General features: G+C 51.2%; 9 protein-coding genes. 2 read left to right on the forward strand and 7 right to left on the reverse strand.

Translation table 11 applies throughout. From position 1 onward, the window contains the following. Positions 1–10: 10 nt before the first annotated feature. Both ACFOE0_RS21045 and ACFOE0_RS21050 read right to left on the reverse strand, forming a co-directional pair. On the reverse strand, positions 11–682 hold the full coding sequence (locus ACFOE0_RS21045; RefSeq protein WP_248934505.1) for a DUF2461 domain-containing protein: 672 nt from the start codon (positions 680–682) through the stop codon (positions 11–13). Positions 683–819: 137 nt separating this feature from the next. Continuing rightward, positions 820–2,313: a PAS domain S-box protein gene (locus tag ACFOE0_RS21050; protein ID WP_283106314.1), complete on the reverse strand. Its 1,494-nt coding sequence runs from the start codon at positions 2,311–2,313 to the stop codon at positions 820–822. Positions 2,314–3,099: 786 nt separating this feature from the next. Between ACFOE0_RS21050 and ACFOE0_RS21055 the strand changes: the two genes are divergently transcribed. After that, a complete protein-coding gene (locus tag ACFOE0_RS21055; RefSeq protein WP_248934770.1) occupies positions 3,100–5,595 on the forward strand; it encodes a TonB-dependent receptor plug domain-containing protein in 2,496 nt (831 codons plus the stop codon). 65 nt (positions 5,596–5,660) lie between these two features. On the opposite strand, the gene ACFOE0_RS21060 is transcribed toward ACFOE0_RS21055, so the two are convergent. The 4 genes from ACFOE0_RS21060 to ACFOE0_RS21075 all read right to left on the reverse strand — a co-directional run bounded on the left by ACFOE0_RS21060 (position 5,661) and on the right by ACFOE0_RS21075 (position 11,029). Next, complete coding sequence (locus tag ACFOE0_RS21060; RefSeq protein WP_115135267.1) at positions 5,661–5,903, reverse strand: putative hemolysin; 243 nt, start codon at positions 5,901–5,903, stop codon at positions 5,661–5,663. A 97-nt stretch (positions 5,904–6,000) separates the two neighbouring features. Continuing rightward, on the reverse strand, positions 6,001–8,658 hold the full coding sequence (locus ACFOE0_RS21065; RefSeq protein ID WP_248934506.1) for a TonB-dependent receptor plug domain-containing protein: 2,658 nt from the start codon (positions 8,656–8,658) through the stop codon (positions 6,001–6,003). Positions 8,659–8,858: 200 nt separating this feature from the next. Continuing rightward, positions 8,859–9,980, reverse strand: coding sequence for a PQQ-dependent sugar dehydrogenase (locus ACFOE0_RS21070; protein ID WP_248934507.1), 1,122 nt, complete (start codon positions 9,978–9,980; stop codon positions 8,859–8,861). 143 nt (positions 9,981–10,123) lie between these two features. Continuing rightward, the gene (locus ACFOE0_RS21075; RefSeq protein ID WP_248934508.1) at positions 10,124–11,029 is read right to left on the reverse strand and encodes a permease; all 906 of its coding nucleotides are present in this window, start codon (positions 11,027–11,029) and stop codon (positions 10,124–10,126) included. A gap of 223 nt (positions 11,030–11,252) precedes the next feature. On the opposite strand from ACFOE0_RS21075, the gene ACFOE0_RS21080 reads away from it, so the two are divergent. Further along, positions 11,253–11,561: an ArsR/SmtB family transcription factor gene (locus ACFOE0_RS21080; RefSeq protein WP_248934509.1), complete on the forward strand. Its 309-nt coding sequence runs from the start codon at positions 11,253–11,255 to the stop codon at positions 11,559–11,561. Between the two features lie 66 nt (positions 11,562–11,627). Here the strand turns inward: ACFOE0_RS21080 and ACFOE0_RS21085 are convergent, their stop codons facing one another. Next, the gene (locus ACFOE0_RS21085; RefSeq protein WP_248934510.1) at positions 11,628–12,791 is read right to left on the reverse strand and encodes a PQQ-dependent sugar dehydrogenase; all 1,164 of its coding nucleotides are present in this window, start codon (positions 12,789–12,791) and stop codon (positions 11,628–11,630) included. Positions 12,792–12,898 lie beyond the last annotated feature (107 nt).

Genomic DNA, 12,898 nt, shown 5'->3' on the forward strand with positions numbered 1-12,898 from the left:
CCTTTTATCCTCAGTAGTCTAAATCCAGTGCAAAACAGAGGTATGACATCAATTTTTGGGTGGCGCTGAATTTTTCAAGGCAGAGTGAAACAGCATCCTGCTCAATCAATGCCTGCCGTGACAGTGGCATCACGGCAATAAAGTCTTTGCGCTTTAACTCTTCAATCAGAGCGTGGCTTGTATCAAACCCCTTGGGAGGGCGAATAAGGCTGTCACCTGTCATTTCAAACCCTGCGGCGGTTAAGCTCTCTACGGCTTTGAGATAGCCTCTGGGATTTTCATCGATACAGTTACGTATTGCCCTGAGCGCGGGAGCATCAGGATGCCAGATGCCGGCTCCCAGAAAACATTCTTCCGGGGAGAGATGCACATAGAGTCCGGGGGCATGCACATCCTTACCCTGAAAGTGGCGAAACTGTATGCCCACATTGGTCTTGTAAGGGCGTTTGTCCTTACTGAAACGCGTATCCCTTTGGGGGCGCATCATGCTGCCGCCCACTTTTTTGGCGACAGCGGTCAACCTGGGCGACAAAGCCTGAATACCCGGTGCCATCTGTTCAATAAACTGCAGGGCGGGCGTTCTGACCCTGGCTTCATATTCATCCTGGTGCTGTTTAAACCAGTCGCGGCTGTTGTTGTTCTCCAGCTGGGCTAAAAATGTGAATGTATCGGCAGAAAACACTCTCTGTTCCCCTAAGTTATCGCAGTGATATGTCAGTAAATAGACAGTAGCGGCTCGCGTCAATATACAGACCGGAGCAGGCATTAAAAAAGCCCACCGTAATTGGTGGGCTTTGTCATCAACAGAAGGTTTGGGTATCAGCCATCCCGTTTCACTGATTCACGCAGCAGAGCCGACAGCTGATTCAGGAAGCCCTGAGTGTCTTCCGACAACTGGTTAATCTTGTTGGTGGACTCTGAGGAGCGGGACGCCAGTTGGCGTACTTCATCAGCTACCACGGCGAAGCCCCGGCCATGTTCACCGGCCCGTGCCGCTTCGATGGCTGCGTTCAATGCCAGCAGGTTGGTTTGGCTGGAGATACCGTCAATCACCTTGGAGATGTCCGCGATTTCACCGGAGGATTTAGCCACGTTTTCCATGATGACATTCATATCTTCCCGTTGGTTAACCTCTTTGGTGATATTACGGACAAAGGCGGTATACATGATCTTGCCATCCAGACGGATTTTAGACAGTGACAGCAGGCCCCAGTCCTGTCGGCCATCCTTACGGAAAATGGGGACTTCGCGTCGGGTGCCAACAATCTTATCCTGACCTGTGGTGCGGTTGCTGTTGACATAGCCATCATGGTTGGCCTGATGCTCGATGGGCACCAGCATCTTAACGTTCTGACCTATCACCTCGGCGGGAGAGTAGCCCCAGAGCTCTTCAGCCGCTTTGTTGAAGAAGGTGACAATATTTTTGTCATCAATAGTGACGACGGCATCCAATGCCTGGGCCAGGGTTTGGTTGACCGACTCCTGGGTTTCCCGCTGGGCAGTAATATCTCTGACAAAGGCGGTGTAACCTATGCTGCCATCTATATCCACTTTGGACAGGGAGAAGGCCACAAAGATTTCGCGTCCATCTTTGGTTTCCAGCTTGAGTTCGCGACTGGTCCCCACAATCTTATTGTTGCCTGTGCGGCGGTTGCGATTGACGAATTCGTCATGGTTTGGCTGGAACTCTTTGGGCACCAGCATCTTGACGTTTTGTCCTATCACCTCTTCCTTGGTGTAGCCCCAAAGTGCCTCGGCTGCAGGGTTATAAAAGGTGACAATATTATTGGCATCGATACTGACAACAGCATCAATAGCCTGTTGCAGAGTCTGGTCGATCTCTTCCCGCTTACGACGCTCTGCGGTGATGTCCCGGATAAAGGCGGTATAGCCAATCTCATCCCCCACAGTGGTGCGGTTCAGCGCCAAGTTGACCCAGGTTTTGGTGCCATCCCTGCGGGTAACCTCAATCTCCCGCTTGGTACCAACAATCTTGTTGCGACCTGTGCGTCTGTTGGTATCGACATAGTTGTCATGATTCGGCTGATGTTCAACCGGCACCAGCATTTTGACGTTTTGACCAATCACTTCATCGGCATTGTAACCCCACAGATTTTCTGCGGCGCTGTTCATAAAGACGACTTTATTTTTGCCATCGATAATCACCACGGCATCCAATGCCTGCTCGAGGGCCTGCTCCATCGCCTGATGCAGAGGGCTCTCGTTGGTTTGTGCTGGAGGATTGCTGAATTCAGGAGTGACCTGCTTGTTGTCACTGCCTTCATTTGCCCGGAATTTGCTGAAAAGTCCCATGTCTCTTTCCTGTCAATTAGGCTGCCTGGAAACGGCACCACCGATTTAGGTGCTCTGGTAAAGAATAAGTGTAGATACTTATTTTCAGTTTGCCTGACAATCCTTTGGTTTCTTTGTTGGTTTTTTGTTGTTCACCATATCGGGCAGCACAATTTCAGAAGTTGACTCTGCTCATCATTTAACGGTTTTTGTGACTGTGACTCGACGCGTTCCCATTTAACTTTTTTGTATCTATATGAAATTAATGCCTATTTGTGATTGTTTGTTATTTGTTGTCAGAGTTGCATTCAGTCAATGTCAGAGCAACCGACTGAGTAATAGATGTTTCTTGTTTGTTGTCGCAGGGCGGTTGGAGCTGTCTGATGGCTCTGTTTGAGTTTGCTTTGTGTCGGTTTTTTGATGGAGACGGGCAATTTCTTCCCAGGCTTTGATGTGTCTATTGTGATGTTGGTCGCAATTTTGTGGATTTTGTGCGTTGCATAAATGTAAATCCCGGTGGTGCAGATAATCCTGGGTGGTTAAGCCTCAACCAGTGTGATCAGCTGATATTGCGAGTGGAACTCATCAGGATTATCAGCTTGATATCGGACTGGCTTTATTTGGTGTTCATTCTCGCAACATTTGGGCTTGTTGGTTAACGAGTTGTGGTTTGACGGTGTTTTTTTTGACCAAGAGTATCGGGGACGGTTTCGGCATTTCCTGATAGAGCTGCAAGGTGCCGGACAGACAAAAATTACAAAGGAGGTGCCGTGATTGCACCTCCAACCAATAAGGAGTCCCTACATGATGAGCAACAAGAGCAAGTTGGCCACCCTGGTCGGCGCCGGAATCGTAACAACTGCCACTCCCGGAGTTGTTATGGCACAAGAGGATGCCGATGTAGAACGCATCGAGGTGACCGGTTCCCGTATCCAGCGTCAGGATATGGAGACGGCATCGCCTGTTACTGTGATTGATGCCAGTGCGATCAGGGCGGAAGGTTACACCTCAGTGGATGAAATTCTGCAGGCTCAGCCCGCCATGGCAGGTATGGCTGTGGGCTCAACCACCAACAACGGTGCTGATGGTATAGCTCAGGTGGATCTGCGTGGCATGGGAGCCAACCGAACTCTGTTACTGCTGAACGGTCGCCGTATGGTCAACTCCGGCTCAGGCGCTGACAGCGCGGTGGATCTGAATACTATCCCGGTTGCCATGATCGCCAGAGTTGAGATCCTCAAGGATGGTGCCTCTGCGGTATATGGCTCAGATGCCATTGCCGGGGTAGTAAATATTATTACCAAGAAGGACTTCGAAGGTTTCCAGTTTGATATTACCGGCGGTATGACAGACAAGAATGATGGTGAAAACCTGGAGTTGAGCGCGCTTTATGGTTTTAGTACGGACAATGGCAACTACACCTTTGGCCTGGCCTATGCAGACCGACAGGGAGTGATGCAGGGTGACAGAGATTGGGTTGAGCCAGGTGCCAGCTCCTTTTTGCCAACGGGATCTCTGGATGGCAAGGTGCTGGATGAGGACGGCAACTGGGTAGACCGCACCACAGGTTATGACTACACCCAGGACAGCTGGTTGCAAACCCCAAGCACCAAGTACAGTTTTTTTGCCAACGCCATTCATGAGTTTGCCAATGAGGTGACCTTTACCGGTGACTTCCTGTATACCAAGCGCCAGTCCGAGCAGATGATGGCTCCTCAGCCAGCTTCTGTGATGCTGGATGTCTGTGGTGAGGTGAATGTGCCTGAAAAAGATTGCATCACCTTAACGCCGGAAATGATAGCAGGAGGCATTGCCCCGGATGAGCGCGGTAAGGTGGAGTACCGCCGTCGTACCAATGATGTGGGGAATCGCGTCTATGAACAGGATACAGATACCTTCCGTGTTTCTGCCGGTTTGGCAGGTAGTCTGGATGTACATACCGGAATGGATTGGGATCTCTCCTACACCTATGGCAAGAACAAAGCAGAGACCTGGGTCCACAACTCTATCAATGCCACCAAGATGGAGCAGTCTATCTATGACAATCAGGATGCCTGGTTCAGCGGCGATCCTCTGTCAGATGCGATCATAAATGATATCAGCTATCTGGAAACCACTGATGGCGGTAACGAGCAGCATATTGTTTCGGGTATTCTCAATGGCGAGTTGTTCGAACTGGATGCCGGAGCGGTCGCCTTTGCCATAGGTGCTGAGTATCGTCACGACAGTGGCTACTACAATCCAGACCCTGTGATTGTGGCAGGTGACGGTACGGCGGCTCAGCAGGACCCGACCGATGGCAGCTATGATGTGCTGTCTGTATATCAGGAGGTCGCAGTGCCTTTCACCGACAAGTTGACAGGTGAATTTGCCCTGCGTTTCGATGACTACTCCACCTTTGGTAAAGCGACCACATGGAAGATAGGCCTGACCTATGAAGCCACAGATGATCTGATGTTGCGCACTGTGGCCGCCACTGGTTTCCGTGCGCCCAATGTCAGCGAACTCTATGGTGGTAACTCCGGCTCTTACGATTATTTGACCGACCCCTGGGGTAACGAGCAGGACCCACAAATTCTGGTGAATTACACCTCGGACGAAAACCTGAAGGCGGAGGAGTCTGAATCATATACCGCAGGTTTGGTGTACTCCCCCGGCTATATCGATGGCATGTCGATAACCGTGGATTACTGGCGCTTTAAGATTAACGACGCCATTGCACGACTGGACGTACAGGCGGGTTTGAACGCCTGTTTTGACGGGGACCCTCCCGCCTGTGAAACCTTCAACATTGGCCCTGACGGTAACCTGGACAACCTGACCAACCCGCTGACCAATGTGGGCTATCAGGATACCAGTGGCGTGGACTTTAACCTGCAGTACAGCTTTGAAGCCGTTGGGCTGGACTGGAAGGTCAACAATGATCTGACCTACCTGATTCAGTTTGAGCAGGATGGGGTGGACTATACCGGCACCATAGGCGGTATGTTCGGTGGCTATGCTGATGTGAAGAACAACTTCAGCATTCAGGCCGGGCAGGGTGACTGGAGTCTGATTTACTCCAACCGTTATATCGGTGAGATGGAAGATATCAACTATGGCGATAAGGTCGATGCAGTGCTGTATCACAACCTGTCAGCCAGATACCACTTCAACAATATCTATACCGCCACTTTTGGGGTGAAGAATCTGACGGATGTGGAGCCTTCAGCAGTGCCCAGCGGTAATACTGCCGGTACCGTACCTGAGGTGTATGACACCATAGGTCGCCAGTTCTATGCCGGTGTCACCTTTAAGTTCTGACGCCAGCAAGATAAGTAGCAAAAAGCCACCTCAGGGTGGCTTTTTTATTGGCAATCGGGAGAGCTTTACTTGTTACTATGGTCCTTACGGTACAGCTCCCAGGCATCCCAGGTTTGCCCCTGATACAGGCACTCTCCAGCCTGTCCGTCCGGGGTATCGATAATTCGATACTGGCCACCCAGCTCAATACAGTGGGTCGCGGCCGGGTTGGCCATGCCAACGGCTTTCTCATTCGGTTGGGGAGATTGAGCACAGGCGGAGGTCAACAGGCTTAACCCAACACAAATCATCAGCGGATAACTCTTCATACAAACTCCATTGGTGCGCAGTTGAGAGGCTATTGATTATGTCGGCTCTGACGCAAATAAAAAAGCGCCCACAGGCGCTTTTTAACTTATCTGAAAATCAGAATGTGTAGTTGGCTCGGACGTAGTAGAAGCCACCGTTAATTCCCATTGGTGAGGTTGCAGGATACAAAGAGCCTACTTCGTCTTTCCAGGGATTAACATCTGGGGTATTGTCCAATAGGTTCTGGGCCCCAATGGAGGTGCTCAGAGCGTCGGTCCAGTGATAAGTCGCTTCAACATCCAGCGTGATTTCACTACCGACATAGATGGGCAACTCGCCACCTGAATCCAGATGGTCTTCAAAGTAGTTGCCGTAGTAATTTACCCTTGCTAAAAGGTCGACGTTCTGATAGCGCCAGTCAGTGGTAAAGGTAAACCTGTGAGCAGGCAGGTTGTCCTCCAACATCTCCACTTTTGCGTCATTGATATTGTAAATTGGGTTGCCCTCATCGTCAGTACCTGCTTGCTTGCGAGAATCCACCTTGGTATCAGTCCAGTTATAGGCAAATGCAAACTTGGTATCACCGCCAAACAGCTCAGTGTTGTAGTTGGCGACCAGATCTACACCCTGGGTGGTAGTATCAAAGTCGTTGGTAAAGAACTTCACGCTGGAGAAACTGGAAGCATCATTAATACCTAATGCCTGAAGCTTATTAATATCTCCTGGTGTTAAGGTTATAGCCGAGGTTTGACTGATCCTGTCTTTAAGCTTGATATGGAAATAATCCACCGTCAGATAGATACCATTGTCAAACTCGGCGACCAGACCCGCACTCAGGTTAACCGATTCTTCCGGCTCCAGCGGCTCGCCGCCTTTTTGCACTGAGATAGGATTGGTTGGCGGCAGGGTTGCCTGATCTTCCAAACCGGATGCCGAGAAGGCGGTGGTCACATTACGCACATTGCTCTGACCTACGGTCGGCGCCCGGAAGCCTGTACTGGCGGCGGCACGCAGGCCTATGGTTTCACCAATCTGGTAGTGGGTTGAGAGCTTCCAGTTGAGGGTGGTGCCAAAGTCACTGAAGTCCTCAAAGCGCAGCGCTGCAGTCATCAACCAGTCTTCATTCAGGTAAGATTCAATATCCACATAGGCCGCCCAGTTATAACGGGACCAGGTACCGGCATCTTCAGGTTTGAAACCGGGGAAACCGTTGGAGCCGACGCCAAAGCCCTGGGTTGCCAGTGGACCAATGGCAAATGACTTGGCGTCACCGGCCTCTATTTTAAAGGTCTCAACCCGGTATTCCAGACCGGCAGCGAAGTTAACGGGCTCATCCCATCCGGAAATATCTATGCCTTTGGTGATGTCAAAGTTATAGGTCTGCTCTATCTGGGTGTAGCTGCCCGGCTCGAATTCAAATGGGGTATCGGCGCCAAGCGAGGGATTTATGGTGTTGTATATCGAGTAATCCACATTGCTGTAACCCAAACTGGCACTGAGATCATAACCCCAGTCGGCGCCGAACTCACCTCGGGTTCCCATAACCATGGCCATGTCGGTCACTTCACCGCCAAACCTGGGGGTGAAACCACCGGGAAGCAGGTTATTGAAGGCAAAACAGTTGGCCGCGGCCAGGGAGTTCAGGGCGTTTTGATCCGGCAGACCATTGGGCATAAGCTCCACGATTGGACAATTGAGCTGCTGATCCAAGCCGTCCAGCGAACCTACCAGAATGGTGGGGTTTGCTGCATCCCATGCGGCGGCTCCGACAGGGTCGATTTTGGGATCCGGACGGTACATTTTGACGCCATTTACATCCCGTACTATGCCTTTGTTAACGCCGCCGCGAGAGGTGGGGTTACGATAGTAAAATCCGCCATCGACTTCGCGCTTGGCATAGTTCAGCCACATGTAGGCTTCGTCGGTATCATTCAGATCCAGACCGAAGTTCGCCAGGAATTTAAAGTCTGATTTGATCTCAGGTGTACCCCAGATCTGGGCTGGAACAGGTACAAAGGTGTTACCTGCATCTATCAGTCCCTGAGCATCACTGCGCTGGACACTGCGGGAAGTGTCGTCGACAGTACGGTACTCTGCGGAGAAGTTGGCGAAGCCATTCTCACTCAGAGGCATACCTATATTGCCGCTTAACTGAACAGTATCACCGTCACCTTCATAGTACTGACCATATCTGGCCTCCAGCATGCCGCCGTCACTGCTGTCCTTGAGGACAAAGTTGATCACACCGGCAATGGCATCTGAGCCATATTGTGCCGCGGCGCCATCCCTCAGAACCTCGACCTGCTTGAGCGCAGATACCGGAATATTTGAGATATCCGGCCCCTGAGCACCATCAGACAGACCACCACCGAGGAAGGTGATTACTGCGCTGCGATGACGGCGTTTACCGTTAACCAGTACCAGAGTGTGGTCTGCCGCCAGGCCCCTGAGGTTGGCAGGACGCACCAGAGTAGAGGCATCATTGATGGGTTGGTCGTTCACGTTAAAGGAGGGAGTCACGCTGGACATCAGAGATTTAAGGTCGGTACTGCCCTGACGGACAAACTCATCACCACTGATAATATCAAGAGGTACAGGTGAGTCTGTGACAGACCTGGGGGCAGCCCTGGTCCCGACGACAGCGATTTTTTCGATATTTTCATCTTTGGCTTGTTGATCTTCAGCGGCCGCTGAAGAGGTGAACATCATGGCTCCGGTACCGGACGCAAACGCCAGCACCATCGCCTTATACAGGCTGGTGTGTCTCACTTTCATGTTTTCCCCTGGTCTTCTCTAATATTTTTTGTAAGGTTTGCAGACCCCTGCTTTGGAGGTCTTACCACATACCAATACAGGAAAAACAATTGTGTGTTAACAAAAATGTAACCAAGGTTGCAGTTTTGCATTAGACATTAGTCGTAGGCTAAAGGGATGGGAGAAGGTGAACTAAAGTCCACCCTTTGTAAATTAATGAGTTAGCCCTGCGGAGTGAGTTTAAGCAGTTTGCCGTTGCTGCTGTCGGTCAGCAGGTAAATAACACCTTCGGGGTCTATGGCGACGTCACGAATCCGGCCGAATTGGTTATCAAGCAGCCGCTCTTCACTGACAATTTCGCCATCTTTAATCTCCAATCTGACCAACAAGCCAAACTTGAGCGACCCCAGCAGCAGGTCGCCATTCCATTTACTGAATAATTTGCCCTTGTAGGCCGTCATGCCGGATGGTGCGATTGATGGCACCCAGTAGTGGACAGGTTGTTCCATCCCCTGCTTTTCAGTGCCTTCACCTATATCTGTACCCGTGCCATAGTTCTTGCCATAGGTGATGACCGGCCAGCCGTAGTTGTTGCCTTTGGCTATCAGGTTGAGTTCATCGCCTCCCTGAGGGCCATGCTCATGGGTCCACAGATCCCCCTTATCTGTGATGGCAATGCCCTGAATGTTTCTGTGGCCATAGCTGTAGATTTCCGGCTGCGCGCCTTTTTCCTGCCAGCTGGGGTTGCCCGCACAGGGAGCGCCATCAAATGTGAGCCTCAGCAGACTGCCGGTATGACTGGTTAAATCCTGGCTGGAAGGACGCTCACCCCTGTCCCCCAATGTCAGCCACAGACATTGGTCCTGTACAGCCAGACGACCACCAAAGTGACGTCCACCGGAATGTTTGGGGTTAGCCGAGAAGATGGTTTTCACATTCACCAGGCGGTTGCCCATCAGCTGACCTTTGGCAACGGCTGTGCTGGCCTGATTACCCCGGGTACCCTCTGAAAAAGCGATAAACACTTCGCCGGTTTTGGCGAATTCAGGTGAAACGGCTACACCAAGCAGGCCGCCCTGTCCCCGTTGCCAGGCATCCGGGCCACCTTCAATATCAGTTACCTTGCCGTCGGAACCGATAAGTTTGAGCTCTCCATTGCGCTCACTGACCAGCCACTGTGGACTCTCCCCGGGCAACAGAGCCATAGACCAGGGACGTTCCAACCCTTCTGCCAAAGTATCGACCTGGATACTGTAGTTCTGAGATTTGATGGTTTCAGCGGCAAGTGTCTGGGTTACAGCTAAAGTGGCCAGAGTCAGGCATGTCAGAGTGCGGAGCTTCATGGTGTCATCCTTGTTGCACAATCTATGTGAAGATTCAGTGTACAGAATATAAGCATCTTGTCCTGAACATAAATGTAACCAATCTCAATGCCAATGAGGTAAAAAGGCCCCACATAGATGCGGGACCTGTAACGTGAAGGTTATCAGAACAGCCAGGTGTAACCATAGCCGGCAATGACTGCCATCAGCAGGATCACCGTAACAAAGGCGACGATCAGGCGGGTCTTGAACAGGGACTTAAGCAAAATCACTTCCGTCAAACTGGCTCCGGCGCTGCCAATGATAAGTGCCATTACCGCCCCCAGACTCATGCCTTTGGCTGCCAGCGCAGCACTCAATGGGATCACTGCTTCGGCGCGGATATAAAGCGGGATACCAATGACAGAGGCAACCGGAATCGCAAACGGGTTGTTCTCACCGGCATATTTGACCACCAGATCTGTTGGCATAAAGCCATAGATCATTGAGCCAATGGCAATACCCAGCAGCAGATAAGGCAGTACCTGTTTGAAGTCTTTCCAGGTGCCGTCCCAGATTTTTCTCCAGCGACTGACTTTCGGGCCACAGCTGCAACCACAGCCGCCGGCGGCTTGTTGCTCTTCCAGCGCCTCGGCGCGGATATACTTTTCATAGCCGAGTCTTTCCAGCAGCCAACCTGCCAGCAGGGATACCCCCATGGCGACGGCAAAGTAGAAGAGTGCCACTTTAACGCCGAATGTCACCACAAACAGGCCTATGATGATGGGGTTCAACAGTGGGCTGGCGAACAGGAATACCATCATGGTGCCGAACCCGGCTCTGGCCTTTAACAACCCCTTCAGAAATGGGATGGTGGAGCAGGAGCAAAAGGGAGTGATGGCCCCCAGTGCTGCGGCAATAAAATAGCCCTTACCCTGTTTGGCACCCAGGATCTGCTGAATCTTCTTTGGTGGCAAATAGCTTTGCAGCACGCCCACGCCATAGCTGATCAGCAGGAACAGCAGGGTCAGCTCAACCGCCAGGAAGGCAAACATATGCAGCGCCTGCTGCAGTGACTCTGAAGTAAACATATCGAACTCTCTCACGGAACCGCATTTCTAGAATATTCGAAATGTTATTTATGGGACTTGTGTTCGTCAAGATATTTCTAATAAAATCGAAATATAGATTATCGATAGGTCTGCTGGAATCTGGAGAATCTCATCAGATCTTTCACTGTGGTTTTTGTAAAATCGATATAGTTCAACGTGTTAATCTTATGGGCTGAGCGAGCAGCCCAATTGGAGTGGGGTGATGACACAGGTAGAAGATATTGCCAAGGCGCTGAAAGAGTTGGGGCACCCAATTCGACTCAGCATTTTCAGACGTCTGGTTAGGTCTGGACATCAGGGGCTGGCCGTGGGCAACCTGCAGGAGGAGTTGGGCATTCCCGGCTCGACTTTGTCCCACCATATTGCCAGTTTGATGTCGGCGGGCTTGCTGAGCCAAAGGCGGGAAGGACGGGTGCTTTATTGTGTGCCGGAGTATGACAGGTTGAATGCGGTGATCGACTTTCTGCAGGAGGAGTGTTGTCAGGACGAGTGCGCTCCGACTGGCGAGTGAGTAGCGTCCTTGAGATAAAAAACAGCAGGACAAATCCTGCTGTTTTTATTGATGATTAGACCTATTCTAGTTAGCGGGAGTCATTCGCAGCAGATGGCCATTGCTTGAGTCTGTCAGCAGGTAGATGGCGCCATCCTGACCCTGTGCAATATCCCGGATCGGCCCGTAACGATTTTTCAGCAGTCGTTCCTGCTTAAACACTTCACCATCGCGCAAATCAAGACGGATTAACTTGCCAAATTTGATTGAGCCCAGAAACAGATTGCCTTGCCATTCAGGGAAGAGTTCACCGTTATAGCGCAACAATCCCGATGGTTTAATACTGCTCACCCAGGTAAAAACCGGGGCCAGCATACCGTCGATATTCTCCTGGGCTCCCTGAGTCACTCTGGAAGCGATACGTGTACCCTGAGTCACCACAGGCCAGCCGTAGTTGCCAACTGGGGTAATCAGGTTGAGTTCATCGCCTCTGTCCCGCCCCGCTTCATGGCTCCATACCTGACCTGAGTCATCTATGGTCAGGCCCAGAACTTCTCTGTGTCCATAGCTGATAATTTCAGGCCTGGCATCGATGGATTGCTCCGCCCAATTGGGGTTGCCCGCGCAGGGTGCGCCATTAACATCTATCCGCAGTAAGCTACCGCTGTGATTCTTGGGTTGCTGGGCACTGGCTTCATCCCCTCTGTCACCGACAGACAACCAAAGGCAGTTGCCTTCAATGGCCAGACGACCACCAAACTGGCGGCTTCCCCGATAGGACGGCTGGCTGATAAAGATGGTTTCCATTGCTGACAACTGGTTATCGTTCAGCAGGCCCCTGGCTACCGCAGTACTGGCTGTGCCATCTTCATGTTGATGTGAGTATGAAACAAATATCTGCCTGTCTTCTTTGAAGTCAGGGGAAACGGCCAGACCCAACAGGCCGCCATCACCTCTTTGGCTGACGGGTAAAGAGATAGCCATTGGCGTGATATTGCCGCTTTGTGAGATCAGTTTGAGTCCATCCTGACGCTCGCTGACCAGCAGCTGCCAATCCTGTTCGGCTGGTGTTGGCAAAAACACCATGGCGGATGGATGGCGTAATCTATCGGCAATCGACTCTACTTTGATTTTGTACTTGTTGGAGTTAAGTAGTTCAGGCTCGGCGGAGCAGACAAAGCTCAGTGTCAACAATGATGCCATCAAAAGCATAGGGGGGAGCAGAGGAGTTGATGCGGTTTTCAATGTCATTTCTCATCCTGATATCGACCGGCTGAAAAAGCCTCATAGATCAACATACTCTTAGTAGCTTGATTATTCCTTAAATAATTACCAGTTCCCGGATAGCAAAAAGGGAC

The sequence above is a fragment of the Shewanella submarina genome, from assembly GCF_042646185.1.
Lineage (GTDB): Bacteria > Pseudomonadota > Gammaproteobacteria > Enterobacterales > Shewanellaceae > Shewanella > Shewanella corallii.

Coding starts and splice junctions, on each gene's coding strand:
- ACFOE0_RS21085 (WP_248934510.1), bottom strand. CDS start 12,791: ATGACATTGAAAACCGCATCAACTCCTCTGCTCCCCCCTATGCTTTTG.
- ACFOE0_RS21070 (WP_248934507.1), bottom strand. CDS start 9,980: ATGAAGCTCCGCACTCTGACATGCCTGACTCTGGCCACTTTAGCTGTA.
- ACFOE0_RS21060 (WP_115135267.1), bottom strand. CDS start 5,903: ATGAAGAGTTATCCGCTGATGATTTGTGTTGGGTTAAGCCTGTTGACC.
- ACFOE0_RS21050 (WP_283106314.1), bottom strand. CDS start 2,313: ATGGGACTTTTCAGCAAATTCCGGGCAAATGAAGGCAGTGACAACAAG.
- ACFOE0_RS21065 (WP_248934506.1), bottom strand. CDS start 8,658: ATGAAAGTGAGACACACCAGCCTGTATAAGGCGATGGTGCTGGCGTTT.
- ACFOE0_RS21075 (WP_248934508.1), bottom strand. CDS start 11,029: ATGTTTACTTCAGAGTCACTGCAGCAGGCGCTGCATATGTTTGCCTTC.
- ACFOE0_RS21080 (WP_248934509.1), top strand. CDS start 11,253: ATGACACAGGTAGAAGATATTGCCAAGGCGCTGAAAGAGTTGGGGCAC.
- ACFOE0_RS21055 (WP_248934770.1), top strand. CDS start 3,100: ATGAGCAACAAGAGCAAGTTGGCCACCCTGGTCGGCGCCGGAATCGTA.